This window comes from Telluria sp. GW821-FHT07G12 (assembly GCF_059418525.1).
The window spans coordinates 109,556-130,625 of sequence record NZ_JBWKQA010000010.1 but is presented as its reverse complement, the minus strand read 5'-3'; the positions used below and the strand labels follow the sequence as shown (position 1 = coordinate 130,625).

At 65.6% G+C, this 21,070-nt stretch carries 20 protein-coding genes and 1 pseudogene; 10 read left to right on the top strand and 11 right to left on the bottom strand.

Annotated elements, in window-relative coordinates:
- Nucleotides 1-75: 75 nt before the first annotated feature.
- From AC07PE_RS26075 to AC07PE_RS26065, 3 genes are read left to right on the top strand one after another with little or no spacing between them, the layout of a single operon-like run.
- Nucleotides 76-912 carry a CmcJ/NvfI family oxidoreductase gene (locus AC07PE_RS26075; protein ID WP_498770057.1) on the top strand — a complete coding sequence of 279 codons (837 nt, stop codon included), beginning with the start codon at nucleotides 76-78 and terminating at the stop codon, nucleotides 910-912.
- Nucleotides 913-926: 14 nt separating this feature from the next.
- Nucleotides 927-1,550: a 2-hydroxychromene-2-carboxylate isomerase gene (locus tag AC07PE_RS26070; protein WP_498770055.1), complete on the top strand. Its 624-nt coding sequence runs from the start codon at nucleotides 927-929 to the stop codon at nucleotides 1,548-1,550.
- On the top strand, nucleotides 1,532-1,927 hold the full coding sequence (locus AC07PE_RS26065; RefSeq protein WP_498770053.1) for a VOC family protein: 396 nt from the start codon (nucleotides 1,532-1,534) through the stop codon (nucleotides 1,925-1,927). The genes AC07PE_RS26070 and AC07PE_RS26065 overlap by 19 nt, the downstream gene beginning before the upstream one ends.
- On the opposite strand, the gene AC07PE_RS26060 is transcribed toward AC07PE_RS26065, so the two are convergent.
- Complete coding sequence (locus tag AC07PE_RS26060) at nucleotides 1,922-2,824, bottom strand: LysR family transcriptional regulator (RefSeq protein ID WP_498770051.1); 903 nt, start codon at nucleotides 2,822-2,824, stop codon at nucleotides 1,922-1,924. The genes AC07PE_RS26065 and AC07PE_RS26060 overlap by 6 nt on opposite strands.
- A gap of 113 nt (nucleotides 2,825-2,937) precedes the next feature.
- Here AC07PE_RS26060 and AC07PE_RS26055 point away from each other — a divergent pair, with 113 nt between their 5' ends.
- Nucleotides 2,938-3,672 (top strand): SDR family NAD(P)-dependent oxidoreductase, encoded by a 735-nt coding sequence (locus tag AC07PE_RS26055; RefSeq protein ID WP_498770049.1) that lies wholly within the window; start codon nucleotides 2,938-2,940, stop codon nucleotides 3,670-3,672.
- Nucleotides 3,673-3,685: 13 nt separating this feature from the next.
- Complete coding sequence (locus AC07PE_RS26050; protein ID WP_498770047.1) at nucleotides 3,686-4,285, top strand: NADPH-dependent F420 reductase; 600 nt, start codon at nucleotides 3,686-3,688, stop codon at nucleotides 4,283-4,285.
- A gap of 5 nt (nucleotides 4,286-4,290) precedes the next feature.
- Here the strand turns inward: AC07PE_RS26050 and AC07PE_RS26045 are convergent, their stop codons facing one another.
- From AC07PE_RS26045 to AC07PE_RS26030, 4 genes and pseudogenes are all read right to left on the bottom strand, one after another.
- Complete coding sequence (locus AC07PE_RS26045) at nucleotides 4,291-4,971, bottom strand: YoaK family protein (protein WP_498770045.1); 681 nt, start codon at nucleotides 4,969-4,971, stop codon at nucleotides 4,291-4,293.
- Nucleotides 4,972-4,983: 12 nt separating this feature from the next.
- A complete protein-coding gene (locus AC07PE_RS26040) occupies nucleotides 4,984-6,876 on the bottom strand; it encodes an amidohydrolase (RefSeq protein WP_498770043.1) in 1,893 nt (630 codons plus the stop codon).
- Between the two features lie 28 nt (nucleotides 6,877-6,904).
- Nucleotides 6,905-7,597 carry a hydrolase gene (locus AC07PE_RS26035; protein WP_498770041.1) on the bottom strand — a complete coding sequence of 231 codons (693 nt, stop codon included), beginning with the start codon at nucleotides 7,595-7,597 and terminating at the stop codon, nucleotides 6,905-6,907.
- Nucleotides 7,598-7,632: 35 nt separating this feature from the next.
- A pseudogene (locus AC07PE_RS26030) lies at nucleotides 7,633-7,785 on the bottom strand (DUF1427 family protein); the annotation flags it as partial.
- A gap of 216 nt (nucleotides 7,786-8,001) precedes the next feature.
- Here AC07PE_RS26030 and AC07PE_RS26025 point away from each other — a divergent pair.
- Complete coding sequence (locus tag AC07PE_RS26025; RefSeq protein WP_498770039.1) at nucleotides 8,002-10,752, top strand: M16 family metallopeptidase; 2,751 nt, start codon at nucleotides 8,002-8,004, stop codon at nucleotides 10,750-10,752.
- Between the two features lie 160 nt (nucleotides 10,753-10,912).
- Entirely contained in the window at nucleotides 10,913-11,332 is a 420-nt protein-coding gene (locus AC07PE_RS26020; protein WP_498770037.1) for a hypothetical protein, read from the top strand.
- An 89-nt stretch (nucleotides 11,333-11,421) separates the two neighbouring features.
- On the opposite strand, the gene AC07PE_RS26015 is transcribed toward AC07PE_RS26020, so the two are convergent.
- A complete protein-coding gene (locus AC07PE_RS26015; RefSeq protein WP_498770035.1) occupies nucleotides 11,422-13,140 on the bottom strand; it encodes a M1 family metallopeptidase in 1,719 nt (572 codons plus the stop codon).
- A gap of 144 nt (nucleotides 13,141-13,284) precedes the next feature.
- On the opposite strand from AC07PE_RS26015, the gene AC07PE_RS26010 reads away from it, so the two are divergent.
- Nucleotides 13,285-13,875 (top strand): isochorismatase family protein, encoded by a 591-nt coding sequence (locus AC07PE_RS26010; RefSeq protein ID WP_498770033.1) that lies wholly within the window; start codon nucleotides 13,285-13,287, stop codon nucleotides 13,873-13,875.
- A gap of 65 nt (nucleotides 13,876-13,940) precedes the next feature.
- Here AC07PE_RS26010 and AC07PE_RS26005 read toward each other — a convergent pair whose 3' ends face one another.
- Together AC07PE_RS26005 and AC07PE_RS26000 are read right to left on the bottom strand one after the other, a co-directional pair.
- A complete protein-coding gene (locus tag AC07PE_RS26005; RefSeq protein ID WP_498770031.1) occupies nucleotides 13,941-14,222 on the bottom strand; it encodes a hypothetical protein in 282 nt (93 codons plus the stop codon).
- Between the two features lie 85 nt (nucleotides 14,223-14,307).
- Nucleotides 14,308-15,294 (bottom strand): LLM class flavin-dependent oxidoreductase, encoded by a 987-nt coding sequence (locus AC07PE_RS26000; RefSeq protein WP_498770029.1) that lies wholly within the window; start codon nucleotides 15,292-15,294, stop codon nucleotides 14,308-14,310.
- A gap of 106 nt (nucleotides 15,295-15,400) precedes the next feature.
- Between AC07PE_RS26000 and AC07PE_RS25995 the strand changes: the two genes are divergently transcribed.
- Together AC07PE_RS25995 and AC07PE_RS25990 are read left to right on the top strand one after the other, a co-directional pair.
- Entirely contained in the window at nucleotides 15,401-16,666 is a 1,266-nt protein-coding gene (locus AC07PE_RS25995; RefSeq protein WP_498770027.1) for a serine hydrolase domain-containing protein, read from the top strand.
- Nucleotides 16,667-16,864: 198 nt separating this feature from the next.
- On the top strand, nucleotides 16,865-17,512 hold the full coding sequence (locus AC07PE_RS25990) for a hypothetical protein (protein ID WP_498770025.1): 648 nt from the start codon (nucleotides 16,865-16,867) through the stop codon (nucleotides 17,510-17,512).
- Nucleotides 17,513-17,571: 59 nt separating this feature from the next.
- On the opposite strand, the gene AC07PE_RS25985 is transcribed toward AC07PE_RS25990, so the two are convergent.
- Genes AC07PE_RS25985 through AC07PE_RS25975 form a run of 3 tightly spaced genes read right to left on the bottom strand, consistent with a single transcriptional unit; the run spans nucleotide 17,572 to nucleotide 20,997 of the window.
- Entirely contained in the window at nucleotides 17,572-18,525 is a 954-nt protein-coding gene (locus AC07PE_RS25985; RefSeq protein ID WP_498770023.1) for an alpha/beta fold hydrolase, read from the bottom strand.
- Nucleotides 18,526-18,559: 34 nt separating this feature from the next.
- Nucleotides 18,560-20,065, bottom strand: coding sequence for a succinyl-CoA:acetate CoA-transferase ScpC (gene scpC / locus AC07PE_RS25980; protein ID WP_498770021.1), 1,506 nt, complete (start codon nucleotides 20,063-20,065; stop codon nucleotides 18,560-18,562).
- A gap of 20 nt (nucleotides 20,066-20,085) precedes the next feature.
- Nucleotides 20,086-20,997, bottom strand: a complete 912-nt coding sequence (locus AC07PE_RS25975; protein ID WP_498770019.1) for a bestrophin family protein — start codon at nucleotides 20,995-20,997, stop codon at nucleotides 20,086-20,088.
- Nucleotides 20,998-21,070: the final 73 nt, after the last annotated feature.

The window sequence follows — 21,070 nt, the reverse complement described above, 5'->3', positions numbered from 1 at the left end:
TTAAACGTTTGAACGGCGCCCCGCGACGGTTTGTAATGAAGGCTCCAGACCACCTCAGACCTGCAAGGGACCAGCATGCATACAACACCCGTCAACATCGAGCCCGTCAGCGCGACGCTCGAGTATCTGCAAAGCGCAGCGCACAAACCCGTCACGTACATGCTTGCCCCGCCGGGAGGCCACCAGTGGGAGACCGGCTATTACGCCGCGACGCCCGTGACGATCCGCGACGGACGCGGCAGGGCCGATGCGCCTGCCCTCGAGCGCGAAGGCTTCCAACTGTGCAGCGCGCCGAGCGCGATGCGGGCCTTCGGCGAGCGCGAGGATATACAGCGCGTCTACTACCCCGAGATGGAAGAACTCGCGCGCGCCGTCAGCGGCGCGAGCCGCGCCATCGTGTTCGATCATCTGGTGCGGCGGCGCGCGCCGGGCACGCTGTCGCCCTTCGGTGCGCGCGACGGCCAGCGTCCGAGCACCGCCACGCGCGTCCACTGCGACTTCACGCCCGCATCGGCGCAGCGCAGGCTGGCACTGGAGATGGAAGCGCGCGGAATCGGACAGGTCTCCCGCTTCGCAATCCTCAACCTGTGGCGCACGACGCGCCTGCCGGTCCTGGACGCGCCGCTCGCCGTCTGCGATGCACGCACCGTGAACCCGGCCGACCTGGTCGCCGCCGACATCGTCTATCCGACCCGCACCGGCGAAATCTATGAAGTGCTGCACAACCCCGCCCATGCCTGGACCTATTTTCATGGCATGCTGTTCGATGAGGTGCTGGTGTTCAAGCAGTACGACTCGGCCGAAGGCATGCCGTGTTACACGCCGCATGCCGCGTTCGCGCATCCGGCCACGCCGGGAGGGACGCCGCCTCGCGAGAGCATCGAGATCCGCTGTCTCCTCATCTACGACTGACAGGAACAGAGCCCATGCAGACCATCGAATTCTGGTTCGACTTCGGCAGCAACTACAGCTACCTGAGCATGATGCGGATACGGCGCCTGGCGGCCGGCGCTGGCGTACAGGTCGTGCTGAAGCCCTTCATGCTCGGCCCGATCTTCAAGACCCTGGGATGGGAGACCTCGCCATTCGTGCTGCAGACGATGAAGGGCAACTACGTGTGGCGCGACATGCAGCGCCAGTGCGCAAAATACGGCCTGCGCTGGCAACGGCCCTCGGTGTTCCCCCGTAACGGGCTGCTTGCCGCGCGCGTGGCGCTGCAGGGCGAAGGCAGCCACTGGATGGCCGGCTTTTGCGAGCAGGTCATGCTGGCCAACTTCGCGGACGACCGCGAGATCGGCGACCGAGCCTTGGTTACCGATATCCTCGACCGCCTCGGCGCCGACAGCGCGGCGATCGTCGCGGCAGCCGGAACCGAGGCATGCAAGGCCGCGCTGCGCGCACGCACGGCCGATGCCCAGGCCCGCGGCATCTTCGGCGCGCCCATGTTTTTCGCCGGCGGCGAGATGTTCTGGGGGAATGACCGCCTCGAGGATGCCATCGCTTACGCCACAACCACAACAGGAGATCAAGCATGTTCAGTCACGTCATGATCGGCACGAACGACATCGACAAATCCAAACGGTTTTACGACGCCGTGCTGGGCACGCTGGGGGCGGGCGAACCGTTCCGGAGCCGGGCGCCCTCGGGCCACACGCGGCTGTTCTACCGGCACGAGGGAAGCACCTTCTGCGTGAGCGAACCGATCGACGGCGAAGCGGCGACCTGTGCGAACGGCGGCACCATCGGTTTCAAATGCGCTTCACCGGAGCAGGTGAGGGCCTTTCACGACGCCGCGATCGCGCACGGCGGCGTATCGATCGAAGAGCCGCCGGGCTTGCGCGACAACGGTTTCGGTCCGCTGTACCTGGCCTACGTGCGCGACCCGGACGGTAACAAGCTGTGTGCGCTTCACCGCGTCAAATCATGATGCCAGTGTCAGTGTCTTCAAATGTTCAATGAGCCACCTGCCTGCCGGCCCTGGCGGCGTGGAAGTCTGGTGGTAGGCAGAAATCGCGAACGCCGTTCCTGTACTTGGCAACTCATCCACGTCCAGGATCTGCAAAGCACCATCTGCAATATCCTTTTCGACGATGTGCAGGGGCATCCCTCCCCATCCCAGTCCGTCCTTGAGAAAGGCGTGTTTGGTGGACAAATCCGCCAGCCGCCAGGTGTGTGGCGAGATGACGCCGTAGTCTCGCCCAGCCAGCAGATCGGACCTGTCCGTGAGCACGAGTTGAACGGCTTTTGCCAGCTCCTGTCGCGGTATCCTGTGCTCGAATCGTGCCAATGGATGGCTTGGTGCAGCCACTGCGACCAGACTGATCGTGCCTAGCCGTTCGCTTGCAAGCGAAGGAAAGGCCATCGGCAGGCTGGAGAGAATGCCCAGGCTGCAGCGGCCATCCAGCACGGGTTGATAAGCTGCGCCCAGCCCTTCGACGAAGATCCGTAGCGGCGTGAGCGGAAATTCATTCGCAAACGCTTTCGCGGCGCTGCTGACGAGCGCTGTCGGGAAAAACAGGTCGACGACCACCGTGAGTTCCGGCTCGATACCGGACGACATCAATTTCGCACGGGCCTTCAGCGTATCCACGCCCGCCACGATGTTCCGCGCATCGGCGAGCAGCAGGCTTCCCTCGGGCGTGAGTTTGGGGAAGCGGCCTGAGCGGTCAAACAGGACGACGCCGATCTGGGCCTCCAGGTTGCCTACCCATCCGCTCACTGCAGACTGGACGCGGTTGAGCTTCCTTGCTGCAGCTGAAAAGCTTCCTTCATCCACAGCAGCAATAAAAGTCCTCAGTTGGTCCAGCGAGACGCCATCGAGCATGTATTCCTCCATCTCAAAAATAGATAGATAGCATCTCAATATACCGTCTTCTCACGATCGGTTCCGGTCTCCATCATTCTCCTACGCTAATACTCCAAGGAAGAATGCACGACATGAACAGACTGAATGGAAAAACCGCCGTCATCACCGGCGGTGCTACCGGCATCGGACGCGCCGCAGCCAGGGGCTTCATCGAGGAGGGCGCTTTTGTCTTCATCTTTGGCCGCCGGCAGGACGCGCTCGACGCCGCCGTGGCCGACCTGGGGCCGAATGCCCGCGCAATCAAAGGCTCCGTTTCCGATCCGGCAGACCTCGACCGGCTCTACACAGCGGTGAAGGCAGAGCGCGGGACCCTCGACATCGTGTTCGCCAATGCCGGCGCAGGCAGCCCGCTGCCGCTCGGGAAGATCACTGCCGAGCACATTGACGAGACCTTCGACACCAATGTGAAAGGCACGATCTTCACGGTCCAGAAGGCGCTGCCGTTGATGGGCGAGGGTGGGTCGATCATCCTGACCGGATCGAGCGCCGGCACCACGGGGGCGCCGGCATTCGGCGCCTACAGCGCGAGCAAGGCGGCAGTGCGTAACCTCGCGCGGACCTGGGCGGAGGACTTGAAAGGCACCGGGATCCGGGTCAACGTGCTGTCGCCCGGACCGACTGCGACTGAATTGGCGAAGGAAGCACTGGGCGTGGAGGGCATGAAGGCCTTCGCCTCGATGAATCCCTTGCAGCGCATGGCCGATCCGGCGGAGATCGGCGCAGCGGCCGCTTTTCTCGCGTCGGAGGACAGCAGTTTCATGACCGCCAGCGAGCTCGCCGTCGACGGCGGCCTGGCGCAGATCTAATCAGGGAGAATATATGAGCTACGCAATTATTGGTTTCGGCAAGATCGGCCACGCTCTGGCGAAGGCGTTTGCCCGCAAAGGCATTGAAGTATCGGTGGCAAGCACGCGCGACCCGGAAAGCTTCGCTGCCGACGCGGCCGCGATCGGCCCGGGAGTCATTCCCCGCAAACTGGAGGACGCCGTCAAGGCGGACGTCATCTTCCTGGCTGTCCGTTTCGAGTCGCACCCGGATGTGGCGAAGGCGCTCCCCTCCTGGCAGGGAAAGACCATCGTCGACGTGACCAATGCCTACGGCGTGCCTGCCGAAACGCTGGGCGGGCAACCATCCGCCAGCTTCGTCGCGCAGGCTTTCAGCGGTGGGCGGCTGGTCAAGGGCTTCAATCATCTGGGGGCAAGCGTCCTTGCACAGGATCCGGCCGTCCATGGCGGCAGGCGAGTCGTGTTCCTGTCGAGCGACGACGACGGCGCCGCGGCGGAGATCGGCGCCCTTGCGGAAGATCTCGGCTTCGCGCCGGTCAAGCTTGGCCGGCTGTCTGAAGGTGGGTTGCTCGTGCAGGCGCGCGGAAACAGCTGGGGGCAGCTGATCTTCAAGGATCTGGTGAAGTTCGACTGAGCGCTTCACTGCGCTGCCGGCTCCGGCAGCCACACATGCACAGCCAGGATCGCCACCGGCAGGATCAGCGCCACGAAGCCCACAGCGATATATGCAAAGGCCGCCGCCCCGCAGCCCAGCGCAAACGCCAGCACCGGCCAGAAGAACTTGGCGCAGCGCGCCCTGGTTGCGGGGTCGGCCACGCCACGCAGGCGGTCGACCGTGTCGATCACCAGCTGGGTCACGTTCCCGGTCATCATCGAGGTGGGCGCCAGGTGCGACAGCAGCAGCTTGCTGGCCGCGCTGTGCGCCCCCATCGCCGCCGCGCCGAACAGGCCGGCCGCCATCGCCAGCGCACCGGCTTGACGGCCCACCGGCTCGGCCAGCATGCCGCAGACCATGAAGCCGACCAGCAGCACCAGCTGCAGCAGATAAGAGGGCTTGGTGGCCGGCTTGCCGCGCCGCTCGCAGCTCGCCACAAGCAGCCTGGCCGCGGCCACGCCCAGGATGAAGGCCGGGAAGGCCAGCAGTTTCAACAAGGTCGGCGTCTGGCCCGGATCGGCCAGCGCCACCGCGATCAGCACGAAGTTGCCGGTGACGTGGGCCGTGAACAGGCCGAACAAAGCGCTGAAGCCGAGGGTATCGACGTAGCCCGCCAGGAAGCCCATGCCGACGCCCTGCAGGCGCTGGAAACTTTTCGCGTCCATGCTGTGTCCCCGTCAGAAAGCGAAGCAGCTGCAGCCGAAGGCGCCCCAGAAGCCGCCGAAGTCCTGCACCGGCACGTTCGACTTGCGCGCCTTGTCGTGGGCGTGGGCGTGCACGCCGCAGGGGCCGGAGCACTGGTGCGGCATGGCCATGTGTGACTGCGGCTGCGCCGTAGTTTGCACACCAGCCTTGCGCCAGTGTCCGGGCACCTTCTGCACCGGTGACCACTCCGGCAGTACCGGAATCGGCGGCGGCCCCAGGCTGGTGAATTCGGCGGCGCCGTAGACGATGTCGCCGCCGACCACGGTCAGCACCGATTCCAGCGCCTTGATCTCTTCCTCGGGCACCGTAAAGAAATCCTTCGACAGCACCGCCAGGTCGGCCAGCATGCCGGCCTGGATGCGGCCCTTGCGTCCCTGCTCGTTGGAGAACCACGCGCTGCCCGCGGTCCACAACTCCAATGCGGTGCTGCGCTCGAGCAGGCCATTGTCGCCGTACAGCGGCAGGCCGCCCACGGTGCGGCCGGTCACCAGCCAGTACAGCGCGGTCCACGGGTTGTAGCTGGCCACTCGGGTGGCGTCGGTGCCTGCGCCTACCGGCACGCCTGTCTCCAGCATCTGCCTGACCGGCGGCGTGGCCTTCGCGGCCTCCTTGCCGTAGCGGTCGACGAAGTACTCGCCCTGGAAGGCCATGCGGTGCTGGATGGCGATGCCGCCGCCCAGCGCTTTCACGCGCTCGATGTTGTGCTGGCTGATGGTCTCGCAGTGGTCGAACATCCAGTGCAGGCCATTGAAGGGGATGTCGCGGTTGACCTTCTCGAACACGTCCAGCATGCGCGTGATCGATTCGTCGTAAGTCGCATGCAGGCGGAAGGGCCAGCGGCTCGCCACCAGATGGCGCACCACCTTTTCCAGTTCGTCTTCCATGCCGTGCGCCAGCTCCGGACGCGGTTCCAGGAAGTCCTCGAAGTCGGCCGCCGAGAACACCAGCATCTCGCCGGCGCCGTTGTGGCGGTAGTAGTCGCTGCCCTGGCCCGGCGTCACCATCCTGGTCCAGCGCTGGAAGTCCTCCAGCTCCTGGCCCTTGTTCTGCGTGAAGAGGTTGTAGGCGATGCGGATGCTCAGCTGCTTGTTGCGGTCGAGCTCCTCGATGACGGCGTAATCCTCGGGATAGTTCTGGAAGCCGCCGCCGGCGTCGATCGCACTGGTGATGCCGAGGCGGTTCAGTTCGCGCATGAACTGGCGCGTCGAATTCACCTGCAGGTCGTAGGGCAGCTTCGGGCCCTTGGCCAGCGTCGCATACAGGATCATCGCGTTCGGGCGGGCGATCAGCATGCCGGTCGGGTTGCCGGCAGCGTCACGCTGGATTTCGCCGCCCGGAGGGTTCGGCGTGTCCTTGGTGTAGCCGACGGCGCGCAGGGCGGCGCGGTTCAGCAGGGCGCGGTCGTACAGGTGCAGGATGAACACCGGGGTGTCGGGCGCGGCGGCGTTGATCTCTTCCAGCGTCGGCATGCGGCGCTCGGCAAACTGGAATTCGCTCCAGCCGCCCACCACCCGCACCCACTGCGGATTCGGGGTGCGCTCGGCCTGCTCCTTCAGCATGCGCAGGGCGTCGCTAAGGGAGGGCACGCCTTCCCAGCGCAGCTCGAGGTTGTAGTTCAAGCCGCCGCGGATCAGGTGCAGGTGGGAGTCGTTCAGGCCCGGCACCACGGTGCGGCCGTTCAGGTCGATTACCTGGCTGCCCGCCCCGCGGTGGCGCATCGCTTCCTCCGCGCTGCCGACCGCGAGGAAGCGGCCGTCGCGGATGGCGACCGCGCTGGCCTCTGGCCGCTCGCGGTCCAGCGTGGCGAACCTGCCGTTGATGAGGATGAGCGTTGGCGTTTTCGCCGCGGTGGACTGTGCCTGCATGATCGACTCCCTGGTTATGAAGATGGTATCAGCGAATCGGGGCCGGGACCGGAGCCAGCACCTCGTTATGGCCCTGGTTGCGCGCCGGCGCCTTGTGCACCATCGTGTAGGCGTAGTCGACGCCCATGCCGTATGCGCCGGAGTGCTCGGTGACGATCTTGATCACGGCATCGTAGGTGTCGCGGTGCGCCCAGTCGCGCTGCCATTCCAGCAGCACCTGCTGCCAGGTCATCGGGACCACGCCGGCCTGCACCATGCGCTGCATCGCGAAGTCGTGGGCATCCTTCGAGGTGCCGCCGGAGGCGTCGGCCACCATGTAGATCTCGTAGTCGCCTTCCAGCATGGCGGAGAGCGCGAAGGTGGTGTTGCAGACTTCGGTCCACAGGCCGGCCACGATGATCTTCTTGCGGCCGTTGGCTTTCAGGGCGTCGCGCACTTTCTGGTCGTCCCAGGAGTTCATCGAGCTGCGTTCGAGGATGACGTGGTCGGGGAACACGTCCAGGATTTCCGGGTAGGTCTTGCCGGAGAAGGAGTCCGATTCGACGGTGGTGATCGTGGTCGGGATGCCGAAGGCCTTGGCTGCCTTGGCCAGGCCGACCACGTTGTTCTTCAGGGTCTGGCGGTCGATCGACTGCACGCCGAAGGCCATCTGCGGCTGGTGGTCGATGATGATCAGCTGCGAGTTTTGCGGGGTCAGGACTTCCAGTTTCGGGTTGCTCATGATGTGCTCCTTCAGGTTTAGTGGATGAATTGGTGAATCAGATGTTTTGCCAGTGGCACGGCCTGCTCGCCGATCAGCATGCCCAGCAGGCCGATCAGGGCGACGGCCGGAGGCGCCGGCGAACGCACGCCCAGCAGGCCGTAGATCGCACCGACCAGCAGGCCGACGCCGAGGGAAATCAGGTACATGCTTGGCTCCTTTGGTTAGCTTAGTCGATCGCTTCGAAGCTTGAGTCTGCTGTGTGCTCGCTGCGATGGAGTCATTATGCGATGGTGGATCGGCAATGAAAAACGGATTATTTGCGCGCGTTTAATCGAAATTTTCGAATATTCATCCAGGGCGCCCGATTCGTGTGCCCGGCAGGCCGGCTTAGAATGGGCGGCCCGGATTCCAGGAGGTAGCGCATGCGCCCATCCATGCTTCTGGCCCTGCTGCTGGCCATGCTGATGTCAGTCTCTTCCGCCGCGGCACCGAGCGCCGTCGACATCCCCATCCCCGACATCCCTTACACGAAGTTCGTGCTGAAGAACGGCCTGACCGTACTTGTGCATGAGGATCACAAATCGCCCGTGGTGGCGGTGAACACCTGGTACCACGTCGGCTCCAAGAACGAGAAACCGGGCAAGACAGGTTTCGCCCACCTGTTCGAGCACCTGATGTTTTCGGGCAGCGCCAACTTCAACAAGACCTTTCTCTCGGCGCTGGAGGGCATAGGCGCGAGCGACTTGAATGGCACCACGAATAAAGACCGCACCAACTACTTCGAGACCGTGCCGACCTCGATGCTCGACTACGCGCTGTTTGCCGAGAGCGACCGCATGGGCCACCTGCTGGGGGTGCTCGACCAGAAGAAGCTGGACCTGCAGCGCGGCGTGGTGCAGAACGAGAAGCGCCAGCGCGAGAACCAGCCGTATGGCGTGGTCGAGCAGATCGTCACCGCGAACACCTGGCCGGCCAATCACCCGTATTCCTGGACCACGATAGGCGCGATGGAAGACCTCGACGCCGCCTCCATGCAGGACGTCACCGACTGGTTCCGCGGGAACTACGGCCCGGGCAATGTGGTGCTGGTGCTGGCTGGCGACATCACGCCCGCGCAGGCGCGCGAGAAGGTCGAGAAGTATTACGGCGACATCCCGCCCGGCCCGCCCGTGGCCAAGCAGCGTGCCTGGATCGCAAAGCGCAGCGGCACGCACCGCACCAGCGTGCAGGACCGCGTGCCGCAGGCGCGCATCTACCGCGTCTGGAACGTGCCGGGCGCCGATACGCCGGAAGAAGCGCTGCTGGATCTTGCGGCCCACGTACTGGGCGGCAGCAAGACCTCGCGCCTGTACCAGCGCCTGGTGGTGAAGGAGCAGCTGGCGACGTCCGCCTTTTCCAGCGACGACTCCAGCGAGGTCGCCGGCCAGTTCGGCGTCAACCTGACGGCGCAGCCCGGCGCCGACGTCGCGCGCATGGAGCGCATCGCCGACGAGGAATTGCGCGCGCTGATGAAAACGGGGCCGCGCGAGGACGAGCTGCGCCTGGCGAAGACGGCGATCCTGGCGCAGTACGCGCGCACCGTCGAGCGCGTCGGCGGCTTTGGCGGCAAGAGCGACATGCTGGCACGCTGCATCACCTTCACCGGGGATCCGGACTGCTACAAGACCTATCTGAAGCGCATCCAGGCGGCGACGCCGAGCATGGTGCGGCAAGCCATGCTGGACTGGCTGGCCGACGGCGACTATGTGCTGCAGGTCGATCCCTTCCCGGCCGGACTGGCGCCCTCGGTGACGACGCTGGACCGCAGCAAGGGACCGCCGGCCGGCCACCCGGAAAAGCTGCATTTGCCGCCCATGCAGTCGGCGCTGCTGTCGAACGGGCTGAAGGTGGTGCTGGCCGAGCGCCACGGTGCGCCGGTCATCAATGTATCGATGATGATCGACGCCGGCTTCGCCTCCGATTCGCATGAGCTGCCCGGCCTGGCCAGCCTGAGCTTGCGCATGCTGGAAGAGGGGACGCAGACCCGCTCATCCCTGCAGATCAGCGCCGAGCTGGAAGCGCTGGGCGCCTCCTTCGGCGCCGCCACCAATCTGGACGGCGCCTTCGTCAACATGAACGTGTTGACGCCCACCTTGCCGCGCGCGCTGGGCCTGTATGCCGACCTGGTGCTGCACCCGTCCTTCCCACAGGCCGACTTCGAACGCCTGCAGCGCGACCGCATCGCCGCCATCGCCCGCGAAAAGACGGTGCCGCGCGCGATGGCGCTGCGCGTGCTGCCGGGACTCATCTACGGCAAGGACCACGCCTACGGCTTGCCGCTGACGGGCACCGGTACCGAGGCAGCGGTCGCGCGCATGACGCGGGCCGACCTGGTGCGCTACCACCAGGCCTGGTTCAAGCCGAACAATGCGACCTTGCTGGTAGTGGGCGACACCACCATGGCGGCCTTGACCCCGCTGCTAGAAAAGGCTTTCGCCGGCTGGCGGCAGGGCGAGGTGCCTTCGAAAAATGTGGCGCAGGTGGCGCAGCCGGATCGCACCGTCATCTACCTGATCGACCGTCCGGGCGCGCTGCAGAGCGACATCGTCGGCGCCCAGCTGGCGCCGCCGCGCAATACGCCGGATGCGGTGGCGCTGAACCTGCTGAACGACGTGTTCGGCGGCACTTTCAGCTCGCGCCTGAACATGAACCTGCGCGAAGATAAACACTGGTCGTACGGCGTCGGCTCCTCGCTGGTGGCAGCGGTCGGGCAGCGCATCCTGTTCAGCGGCTCGCCGGTGCAGACCGACAAGACCGCGCCGGCCCTGCGCGAGCTGCTGCGCGAGTACGCCGACATCGCCGGCGCGCGGCCGATCACGCAGCCCGAGCTGAAGGCGGCCCAGGACAACGAGACCCTCGGCCTGCCCGGTGCCTTCGAGACCATCGCCCAGCTCAGCAACGGGTACGCCACCATCCTGCAGTACCGCCTGCCGGGCGACTACTACAACACCTACACGGACCAGGTGCTGGGCCTCGGCACGGCGGAGCTGAATGCGCTGGCGGCACGGACTATTTTGCCGAAGCGACAGCTATGGATCGTCGTGGGCGATATGAGCAAGATTGAGGCCGATGTGAGGGCGCTGGGACTGGGCGAGGTACGAAAAATCGACGCCGACGGCAATGTGGTGCCCTGAACGGCCGGGTTTGCAAAGAGATGTAACCGGGCTGCGTGCGCTGCCCCACGGAAGATGATTTTTTGTTACGGTTTGGCACATTTGGCAATCGTGCGCGGGGCTTTTGGCGTGTAGGATACGTCCATACACTTTGTTTATTTAATAACAACAGGAGCCCATCATGAAGACCACGACCATTTCTCTCTCGAGCATCGTTTTTGCTGCTGCCGTGCTGATGACCGGCTGCCACAAGGCCGAACCGGCCAAGACCGAAGGCATGGGCCCTGCCCAGGCTGCAGGCAAGGCCGTCGACGATGCCGGCGCCAACGCCGCCGCAACGACTCGTGAAGCCGCTGCCGACGCCAACGCCGCCGCCGCCCGTGCCGGCGAGAAAATCGACGCCGCCACCGACCGCGCTGCCGTGAAAGTCGATGCCGCCGCCGACCGCGCCGCCGCCAACATGCACGAAGCCGGCGCCGAAGTGCGCCAGGAGTCGAAAGAAGCCGCTGCCAACGTGAAGGAAGGCGCGAAGGATGCGACCGCCGCTACCGGCCGCGCGCTGGAGCGTACTGGCGAGAAGATGCAGAACGCTTCGAAGTAATAGATCGTTGGCTTAAGCGGACATTGTTAGCTTAAGCACGTCATTCCCGCTCCTGCGGGAATGACGTTTGAAGGCTGCGGGAATGACGCTTACGTTGCGGCCTTTTCCTTCTCCCGCTTCTTCTTCATCTCTTCCTGCCACTGGTGATAGCGCTCGATATGCTGCTCCCTGCGCAGCACCTTCGAATGCGGATCCAGCGTATAAGCCACGCCTTCCGGCAGCGGCACACTGCCGCGCCCGTCCGTCATCGGCACATTCACCACACGGTCCCCGACTTTCACCTCGACCGGCATCGGGAAGGGCGTGTTCTTTTCCGTCTTCCACGCCAGCTCCAATGTATTGCCGCTGCGCGTCGCCTGCAGCTCCGGTAACTCCTTCTGGTACAGGTAAGCCTGGAAGAACCAGTCCAGGTCGCGCCCGCTCACGCGCTTGACGATGGCCATGAACTCCGGCGTCGTGCCGTAGCGCGGCGCGAAATTGCCGGGGCGCGGGTCGGGCGTGCCGTAGACTTCTTCGCGCACGGCACGGAAGAAGGCTTCGTCGCCTATCAGGCTGCGCAAGCTGTGCATGACCAGCGAGCCCTTGTTGTAGATGTCCTGGCCGGGGCCGCCGCGCTTGATATCGTAGACGTCTTCTTCCAGCTTGGGCTTGCCGGACACCATCGGCGCCTTGTTCTCGATCATGCCGCGCTGGTGCATCAGCTCGGCGAAATACTCGAGGTCGCCGCGCAGGCTCTGCATGTACAGCGGCTGCATGTAGCTGCCGAGTCCCTCGTGCAGCCACATGTCGTCCCAGTTGGCGTTGGTTAGCTGGTTACCGAACCATTCGTGGGCGAACTCGTGCTGCAGCAGCTCGTCGTAACCGTAGGCCGTCTTCGCGTACTTGTTGCCGTAGGCATTGATGGTCTGGTGCTCCATGCCCTTGTGCGGGGTCTCGACCACGCCCATCTTTTCGTCGCCGAAGGGGTAGGGGCCGATGGTGCTTTCAAAGAAGTCCAGCATTGGCGCGAACTCGGCGAACAGTTCCTTGGCACCCTTTTCGTTCTGCGGCAGGTACCACATGCGCAGCGGAATCACGTTGCCGTAGCGGCTGCGGTACTCGCCGGACAGCAGCTGGTAGGGCGCGACATTGATCGAGATGCCGTAGGTGCTCGGGTTCCTGGTGCGCCAGTGGTAAGTGCGCCAGCCGTCCTTCTCATCCATCCCCATGGCTATGCCGTTGCCGGCCGCGACCAGCGGGCTCGGCACCGTGATGTGCTCGTCGACCACCTTGGCCTTGCCGGTCGGATGGTCGATGCAGGGCCAGAACAGGTCGCAGCCTTCGCCCTGTACGGCGCTGGCCACCCAAGGCTGGCCGTCCGGCGTTTGCGACCACACGAAGCCGCCGTCCCAGGGCGCCTTCTTGGCCACGTGGGGCTTGCCGTGGTACTGCACGCGCACCGCGATCTGCTTGCCAGGTTCCAGCGGGCGCGGCAGGTCGATGGTCAGCTTGCCTTCCGGATTGCGCCAGCTGCCGGCGGGCAGCGCCTGGCCGTCGACGTCAATGGCGTCGATCGGCAGGTTGCGGTCCAGGTCGAGTTCGATGCTGGACAGGGCTGCGCGGGTGCCGAAAGTGAGCGTGACGTCACCGGCGATGCTGCGGGTGGCCGGTTCGATGCGCAGCTTGAGGTCGGCCTTGTCGAATTCGAGGGCTTGCTGGGCTTCGCTGCGGGCGGCGCCGGAGCCAAGGCTGTAGTCGGTGAGGGGAGGCTGGGTGGTGGCGCAGGCCGCCAGCAGCGCGCTGGCGCCGACGATGGCGATGTTCTTCATGGTGGTCGGCTGCTGCCGTCTCTGTGATTGATCTGAGGAATCTATCACAGGGAGCGGGCATGGTCAGTATTGACGGTGAGGCGACAGGTCCGCGCGCCGCCGAATCCGCGCCTGATGAATACTTGGGCCAAGGAGGAAGCACTCATGAACGAACTGAATATCGATATCGGCCGTACCGCCCTGGTGCAGATCGATCTGCAGAACTTCAATGTGAAAAGGGAACTGGAACCGCATCCGGCCGAGCGCGTGGTGGGCAATTGCGTGCTGCTCGCCGGCGAGATGCGCGACCGCGGCGGCATGGTGATCTTCGTGCGCGTGCTGGTGGACGAATTGCTGTCGCTGCCCGCCGACAATCCGGTGCGCAAGCCCGGTACGCCGGCACCGCCGCCGGAAGCGGTCCATTTTGCGGATGAAGCCCAGGTGCAGGCGAACGATATCGTCGTGACCAAGCGCCAGTGGGGCGCCTTCTACGGCACCGAGCTCGAGCAGCTGCTGCGCCGGCGCGGCATCAAGACCATCATCATGAGCGGCATCGCCACCAACTATGGCGTCGAGTCGACCGCGCGCGCGGCTTTCGACCGCGGCTTCGAGCTGATCTTCGCGGAAGATGCGATGAGCAGCATGAGCGCGGACGCGCACCAGTTCTCCTGCCAGAACGTGTTCCGCAACATGGGACGTGTCAGGTCGACGCGCGAACTGATCGATGCGCTGCAGGCGGGCACCGGCGACGCCTGAACCTGAGCGCCTGAAACGGCCCTGAAGCCGTTTCGGGCGCTCAGCTTACTTCTTAAAGTAGCGGCTTACCTGCGCGGTGCCGGCGCCTGGCCGTTCTGCGCCCGGGCATTGGCTTGGGCTTGCGCATTTGCCTGAGCCTGGGCTTGCGCCTGCTCGCGCTCCTGCTTCTTGGACATGTGGTGGCCCACGGCGCAGCCGACGGCCGCGCCGAGCACGTGGTGCTTGCCGAGGAAGTGGCCGCCGACGGCGCCCGCGGCCGCGCCTTTCAGGCAGCTGGGTTTGGCGTAGGCAACGCCGGTCGAGGCCAGCGACATCACGAGGGATGCGGCGATCAGTTTGGCTTTCATGACATGACTCCGTTAGAAGGTTGATGCGTCCAGCCTAGGCTTGGCGAACGTGTTCGACTGTTCGCCAACCCACCGAAACAGGCATTCAGCTGCCCCGCGCGATATCCGCCGTGATTTCGTAGGAACGCAGGCGCGCAGCGTGGTCGAAGATCTGCGAGGTGACCATCAGCTCGTCGGCGCCGGTGCGTTCGATGAAGGCCTTCAGCTGGGCCGAGACGGTGGCGGGCGAGCCGATGGCCGTGCACGACAGTACCGAGTCCAGCATGGACCGTTCCGGCGGGCTCAGCAGATCGAGATAGCCTTCGACCGGCGGTTTCAGCCTGGTCGGGCGGCCGCTGCGCAGGTTGACGAACGCCTGCTGCATCGAGGTCGCGCGGAGGTGCGCTTCGGCATCGGTATCCGCGGCGAACACGTTAAAGCCGAGCATCACGTAAGGCTTGTCGAGCTGGGCCGAGGGGCGGAAGGTCGCACGGTAGAGCTCGATCGCCTGCATCATCATCTGCGGCGCGAAGTGGGAGGCGAAAGCGTAGGGCAGGCCGAGCGCGGCCGCCAGCTGGGCGCCGAACAGGCTGGAACCGAGGATCCACACCGGCACGTCGAGCCCGGCGCCGGGCACCGCGCGGACCTGGCGGCGCGGCGAATCGGCAAAGTAATCCATCAGTTCCACCACGTCCTGCGGGAACTCGTCGGCGTCGGACGCCAGGTTGCGGCGCAGTGCGCGCGCGGTGGTGTGGTCCGAGCCGGGCGCGCGGCCCAGGCCTAGGTCGATGCGGCCCGGGAACAGCGAAGCGAGCGTGCCGAATTGTTCGGCGATCACCAGCGGTGAATGGTTCGGCAGCATGATGCCGCCGGCGCCGATGCGGATCGTCGAGGTGCCGTTGGCAACATGGCACATCAGGACGGCAGTCGCCGCACTGGCGATGCCCGGCATGCCGTGGTGTTCGGCCAGCCAGAAGCGGTTGTAGCCCCAGCGCTCGCCATGCTGGGCAAGGTCGAGCGAGTTGCGGAAGGAATCGGCAGCGGTGCCGCCCTCAACGATGGGGGCGAGGTCGAGTATCGAGAGTGGAATCATGGGTCCATGATACGCCGATCGGTTTTTTTTCGCCGACGGTGCCTCGCTTGACCCCGCCTGGGCGCCTGCCTATGATGCATTGGTTCAATTTCGCCAAGACCGCATCATGACCCGATCCGCCTTCCGTCCGCTGTTCCTCTCCCTGATTGCCGCAGCCGGCATGTCCGTCCTGCTCAGCGGCTGCATTCACGGCCGTGTCGCCCCACTATCCCTCGCGGAAACCCTGGACCCCGCGCGCCTGCCGCAAATCGACGCCGCCGTGCAGGAAGCCATTGCCGCGCACAAGCTGCCGGGCGCCGTGGTCCACGTCGAGCACGCGGGCGCCGTCTACGAACAGGCATACGGCAAGCTCAGCTACGAAACCGATGCGCGCGCCGTCACTACCGGCACGGTGTTCGACGCGGCGTCCCTGAGCAAGGTGCTGTCTACCGCGCCCTCGGTCCTGAAGCTGGCTGAAGAGGGAAAAATCGACCTCGATGCCAGGCTGACGGCTTACTTTCCGGAATGTGCGAACGGCGGCAAGGAGACGCTCACGATCCGCCACCTGCTGACCCACAGCTCGGGCCTGCCCGCCGGCCTGCCGGCAAAGCCCGCCTGGCACGGCGATGCGGCCGCCCATGCGCTGGCCTGCAGCCAGGTCGTGACCCATCCGCCCGGCACGTTTTTCCGCTATTCGGACATCAACTACATCCTGCTGGGCCAGCTGGTGCAGAAAGTGTCCGGCATGCCGCTGGACGAATTCGCGCGCACCCGCATTTTTGAGCCACTCAAGATGGCCGATACCGGCTATCTGCCGCTGCGCCGGGGAGATGCCGCCGCCGCGCTGATCGCCCCGACCCAGAAGGGCAAAGAGGGCGAGGGCTCGGCGCACGGCGACCTCGCGCCCGGCCAGCTGCTGCAGGGCGTGGTGCACGATCCGACCGCGCGCCGCATGGACGGCGTGGCCGGCTCGGCAGGCGTGTTCACCACCGCCCGCGACGTCGCCCGCTACGCGCGCATGTTGCTGAACAAAGGCGAGCTGGATGGCGTGCGCGTCCTCAGCGCCGAGAGCGTGCGCCTGATGACGACGGTGCAATCGCCGAGCGGCATCGAGGCCTTGCGCGGCCTGGGCATGGACATCAACTCGCCATATGCCGTGCGGCCGCGCGGCACCGTGTTCCCGGTCGGCAGCTACGGCCACACGGGCTTTACCGGCTGCGTGCTGTGGATCGATCCGGGCTCGCGCAGCTTCTACGTGCTGCTGTCGAACCGGGTCTATCCGGACGACAAGAGCAACGTGCTGGAGCTGTACACGAGGCTGGGCACGTTGGCTGCCGAAGCTGCGGCGCTGCATGCGCCGCCGGCCGCCCCAGCGGTTGCCGCAATGCACTAACGAGGACGCCGGCTTGCCCGGCGTTTTTATTGTCGTTCAACGCGCTCGATTCGCACGAATGTGTCGCCGATTTGTCGCTATGTGTTTCCAGGCGGCTAACGCGCGCACGCTTTGCCGCGGCCGTTCTACACTGCGAACCCTCAATTTATCTCGTTGATATTGTTGAGCTTTTTGCCCCAAATCCATTAGGAGAGCGACATGAAAATGAATAAGTTACTGAAAGGCCTGCTCGGTGCTTCTGTTGCAGTAGCGATGTTCGGTATCGGCAGCGCCCAGGCGCAAAGCACCAACGCTTCTTCCACCGGCGACGCCAATGCCAGCGCACAGGCGGACCAGTCCACCAGCAAATCGACCCCACACAAGTCGAGCAAAAAGAAAGCCAAGAAACATAGCAGCAGCTCGGGCTCGAGCAGCAGCGGCACCACCGGCTCGTCCAGCAGCTCGGGCATGGACAGCAGCAGCGGCTCCTCGAGCAGCGGCAGCGGCACCGGCTCGTCGGGTTCCAGCGGCACCTCGGGCAGCGGCAGCATGGGCACCAGCGGCTCCTCGAGCGGCACTTCCGGTAGCGGCAGCATGGGCACCGGCACCGGCACCGGCACCGGCTCGTCGGGTAGCAGCGGCACCAGCGGCAGCATGGGCACCGGCACCGGCTCGTCCGGCAGCACCGGCACCAGTGGCGCCACCGGCACCATGGGCTCGGGCTCGACCGGCACCAGCGGCATGAGCGGCAGCACCGGCACCTCGGGCACCAGCTCGTCCGGCACCAGCGCCACCGGCACGACCGGCACCGGTACCACAGGCACTGGCACCACGGGCACGGGCACCAGCGGTGGCCGCGGCTATTGATCGCATTCGATCGGCCGGCAGCAAATAAGACACCAGCCTGCGGGCTGGTGTTTTTTTATTTAATTTCGCTTGAAGAAGGCGGCCAGCTGCGGGTCGGTCAGCGCCGGTTCCTCGACCACCGCCAGATGGCCGGTCGCGGGCAGCGAGATGAACTGCGCCTGCGGTATCGCGCGCTGCACGGCGGCGTGCTGGGCATAGGGCACGGTTTTGTCAGCCTCGCCCCACACCAGCAGCACCGGCAGTCTGCTTTTGCCGAGCTTCTCGAAATCCGGCAGCGAGGATTGCGTGATCACGTGGCGCATGGTCGACAGGATCGCGCGGCCGAAACCGTCGTAGCGCATCTGCGGCTGGAAGCGCTCGGCCCAGCCGGGCGGCTGCTGCGGGTGCGGAAAATCCTCGAGCTGGCTGCCTGCCAGCTTCGGCAGGTACCAGCTGCGCATCAGCCATTCGCCGACGCCCGGCCAGGCCATCACGCTGATGTCCTGCGGCTGGGTCAGGGGCGCCACCAGCGCCAGGCTGCGCACCCGCTCCGGATGCTCGGCGGCGAAGCGCCCGACGATCGCGCCGCCCATCGACAGGCCGACCAGGTCGGCCTTCGGCAGCTGCAGCGTGTCCATCAGTTCAAGCAGCTGGTTGGCGAACAGTTCGCGGTCGTAGTCGAGGTCCGGGCGGTCGCTCCAGCCGCGCCCGTACAGGTCGAAACGGATCACGCGGAAGCCGCTGGCCGCCAGGTCGGCGCTGGTCTGGTCGAACACGTAGTTCGGCACCGAAAAGCCGTGCACCAGCACCACCGGGCGGCCCTGTTCGGGGCCGGCGATGCGCACGTGGACGATGCCGTGCGAGAGCGTGACGAACTGGCCGGGCGCCTGCCGACGCGCGGAGGCGTCCAGCGGGCCGTGTTCCAGGTTGCGCGCCAGCGGAATGGCGGCGAGGGCGATGACGACGGCGCCGCCGAGGGCAAGCAGGATCTTGCGCAGGCGGCGCTTCGGTTTCGGGGTGGAGGTAGCGGTCATGGTTGCGTATTGCACACCAGACCGCGGGCTTGCGTCAATCCTTGACCAGCATCGAACCGGTCTCGCGGTAGCGCGTGTGCCAGGCAAACGCCTTTTCCAGCACGTGCGGGGTCTGGCCGCCACGCTGCTGCGCCTCCGCCACGTATTCGCGCAGCATCGTCTTATACGGCTCGGCCACGCAGTTCTCGATGATCGCCTCGGCGCGTTCGCGCGGGGCAAGGCCGCGCAGGTCGGCCAGTCCCAGCTCGGTGACGATGATGTCGACGTCGTGCTCACTGTGATCGACGTGGGTCACCATCGGCACGATCGAGGACACGCGCCCGGCCTTGGCCGTGGACTTGGTGGCGAACACCGACAGGTAGGCATTGCGCGCGAAGTCGCCCGAGCCGCCGATCCCGTTCATCATGTGGGTGCCCGACACGTGGGTCGAGTTGATGTTGCCGTAGATGTCGGCTTCCAGCGCCGTGTTGATGGCGATGATGCCGAGGCGCCGGATCAGTTCCGGATGGTTCGACACTTCCTGCGGGCGCAGCACCAGCCTGTCCCTGTAGCGCTCGAAATCGCGGAACACCTGCGCGCTTTTCTCGGGCGAGAGCGTGATCGAGGAGCCGGACGCGAATTCGAGCTTGCCGGCGTCGAACAGGTCGAAGGTCGAGTCCTGCAGCACCTCCGAATACATGGTCAGGTGATGGAAGGGACTGTGGACGAAGCCGGCCAGCACCGCGTTGGCGATGGTGCCGATGCCGGCCTGCAGCGGCAGCAGGCTGCTGGTCAGGCGCCCCGCAATGATCTCGTCCTCGAAGAAGCGCACCAGGTGGCCGGCGATCGCCGCGGTGTCTTCGTCCGGCGGCAGCACGGACGAGGTGCTGTCCGGCTGGTCGGTGATCACGATGGCGACGATCTTCTCGGGCGGGATCTCGATCCAGGGCGTGCCGGCGCGCTGCTCGACCGACATGACCGGGACCGGCTCGCGCATCGGACGCTTTTTGGGAATCCAGATGTCGTGCAGGCCTTCGAGACCGGTCGGCTGCGCCAGGTTGATCTCGACTATGACCTTGTCGGCCAGGATCGCGAAGCTGGCGCTGTTGCCGACCGAGGTCGTGGGAACGATCGCACCGCTCTCCGTGATCGCCACCGCCTCGACCACCGCCACGTCGACCGGCTTGATGTGGCGGCTGCGCAGCTGTTCGACAGTCTCGGACAGGTGCTGGTCGATGTACATCACCTCACCGCGGTTGATGGCCGCGCGCAGCACCGGGTCGACCTGGAAGGGCATGCGGCGCGCCAGCGCCCCGGCCTCGGTGAGCAGTTTATCGGTGTCGTTACCGAGCGAGGCGCCGGTGAGCAGCGTGATCTTCAGCGGCTCGCGGCGCGCGCGTTCAGCCAGCGCGCTCGGGACCAGCTTGACGTCGCCGGCGCGCGTGAAGCCGCTCATGCCGACGGTCATGCCGTCCTTGATCCAGCTGGCTGCATCGGCAGCACCGGTGACGCGCGCGCGCAGCCGGGCGCAGCGGATTCGATCCAGGTATTCAGTCTTCATGTGCTTTGTTTCCAGGCGATTTAATTGAGCCGGTAGTCGACCGGCAGCAGGGGCGGGGGTAGGTCGGTGTCGCCGAGCGCGGTGCGCAGGTCGATCTCGATGGTGCGGCACATGGCCTCGAGCGGCAGGTCGTGGTCGGAGGTGCCGAAGGGCTCCTCGATCTCGTCGCCGAGGGCGTCCAGGCCGAAGAAGGTGTAAGCGACCAGCAGCGTCACCAGCGGGGTCAGCTCGCCGATCGCGTCGACCATGCCAAAGGGAAGCAGCACGCAGTACAGGTAGGCGGTGCGGTGCAGCAGCAGGGTGTAGGAAAAGGGGATGGGCGTACCGCGGATGCGTTCGCAGGCGGTGGCGGCGCCGTTCATCGCCGACAGGCTGGCGTCGATGCTGGGGACCAGTACCGAGTCGATGCGGCGCTCGCGCAGGCAGTGCTTGATGTCGGCGCCCATTTCCAGCATCAGCGCGTGGGTCAGGTTGGGCAGGTTCTGCAGGCGCGCCCATTCGCCGGGCTCCAGCCAGGACTGGACGTCGGCCGCGGGATCGCTGTCGCGCAGGCGGTGGCGCAGTGCGTGCGCGAAGGCGATCGCGCGCCGGATCATGCGGCTGCGCGTGGCATCTTCATCGATCAGCGAGAGGCACTGGCGCGCCAGGTTGCGGCTGCGCGTCACCAGTTCGCCCCATTGCTTGCGGCCTTCCCAGTAGCGGTCGTAGGCGGCGTTGTTGCGAAAGCCGAGGAAGATCGCGAGGGGAAGGCCCATCAGCGTGAAGGGGATCGCGCCGATCGCGATCTTGTGGCCCCACGGCGTGCCATGGGCCCAGGTGACGGCGATGGCCAGCAGGGTGGTGCCGAGCAGGCTTTTCCAGATGTTCGGCAAGACCGAGCCGCGCACCACCAAGAACAGGCGCAGCGGTGAAGGGCGGTCGCGGACGATCATGCCGGCCCCGTTCCGCGCCGGGACTGCGGGATGAGGGTGGGTTCGGTCTGGCGCTGCGTCATCGGGTCTGGAA

Bases quoted from the DNA above. Each gene is read 5' to 3' on its own strand.
- AC07PE_RS26075 (WP_498770057.1), top strand. From the start codon at position 76: ATGCATACAACACCCGTCAACATCGAGCCCGTCAGCGCGACGCTCGAG.
- AC07PE_RS26070 (WP_498770055.1), top strand. From the start codon at position 927: ATGCAGACCATCGAATTCTGGTTCGACTTCGGCAGCAACTACAGCTAC.
- AC07PE_RS26065 (WP_498770053.1), top strand. From the start codon at position 1,532: ATGTTCAGTCACGTCATGATCGGCACGAACGACATCGACAAATCCAAA.
- AC07PE_RS26060 (WP_498770051.1), bottom strand. From the start codon at position 2,824: ATGCTCGATGGCGTCTCGCTGGACCAACTGAGGACTTTTATTGCTGCT.
- AC07PE_RS26055 (WP_498770049.1), top strand. From the start codon at position 2,938: ATGAACAGACTGAATGGAAAAACCGCCGTCATCACCGGCGGTGCTACC.
- AC07PE_RS26050 (WP_498770047.1), top strand. From the start codon at position 3,686: ATGAGCTACGCAATTATTGGTTTCGGCAAGATCGGCCACGCTCTGGCG.
- AC07PE_RS26045 (WP_498770045.1), bottom strand. From the start codon at position 4,971: ATGGACGCGAAAAGTTTCCAGCGCCTGCAGGGCGTCGGCATGGGCTTC.
- AC07PE_RS26040 (WP_498770043.1), bottom strand. From the start codon at position 6,876: ATGCAGGCACAGTCCACCGCGGCGAAAACGCCAACGCTCATCCTCATC.
- AC07PE_RS26035 (WP_498770041.1), bottom strand. From the start codon at position 7,597: ATGAGCAACCCGAAACTGGAAGTCCTGACCCCGCAAAACTCGCAGCTG.
- AC07PE_RS26025 (WP_498770039.1), top strand. From the start codon at position 8,002: ATGCGCCCATCCATGCTTCTGGCCCTGCTGCTGGCCATGCTGATGTCA.
- AC07PE_RS26020 (WP_498770037.1), top strand. From the start codon at position 10,913: ATGAAGACCACGACCATTTCTCTCTCGAGCATCGTTTTTGCTGCTGCC.
- AC07PE_RS26015 (WP_498770035.1), bottom strand. From the start codon at position 13,140: ATGAAGAACATCGCCATCGTCGGCGCCAGCGCGCTGCTGGCGGCCTGC.
- AC07PE_RS26010 (WP_498770033.1), top strand. From the start codon at position 13,285: ATGAACGAACTGAATATCGATATCGGCCGTACCGCCCTGGTGCAGATC.
- AC07PE_RS26005 (WP_498770031.1), bottom strand. From the start codon at position 14,222: ATGAAAGCCAAACTGATCGCCGCATCCCTCGTGATGTCGCTGGCCTCG.
- AC07PE_RS26000 (WP_498770029.1), bottom strand. From the start codon at position 15,294: ATGATTCCACTCTCGATACTCGACCTCGCCCCCATCGTTGAGGGCGGC.
- AC07PE_RS25995 (WP_498770027.1), top strand. From the start codon at position 15,401: ATGACCCGATCCGCCTTCCGTCCGCTGTTCCTCTCCCTGATTGCCGCA.
- AC07PE_RS25990 (WP_498770025.1), top strand. From the start codon at position 16,865: ATGAAAATGAATAAGTTACTGAAAGGCCTGCTCGGTGCTTCTGTTGCA.
- AC07PE_RS25985 (WP_498770023.1), bottom strand. From the start codon at position 18,525: ATGACCGCTACCTCCACCCCGAAACCGAAGCGCCGCCTGCGCAAGATC.
- scpC (WP_498770021.1), bottom strand. From the start codon at position 20,065: ATGAAGACTGAATACCTGGATCGAATCCGCTGCGCCCGGCTGCGCGCG.
- AC07PE_RS25975 (WP_498770019.1), bottom strand. From the start codon at position 20,997: ATGATCGTCCGCGACCGCCCTTCACCGCTGCGCCTGTTCTTGGTGGTG.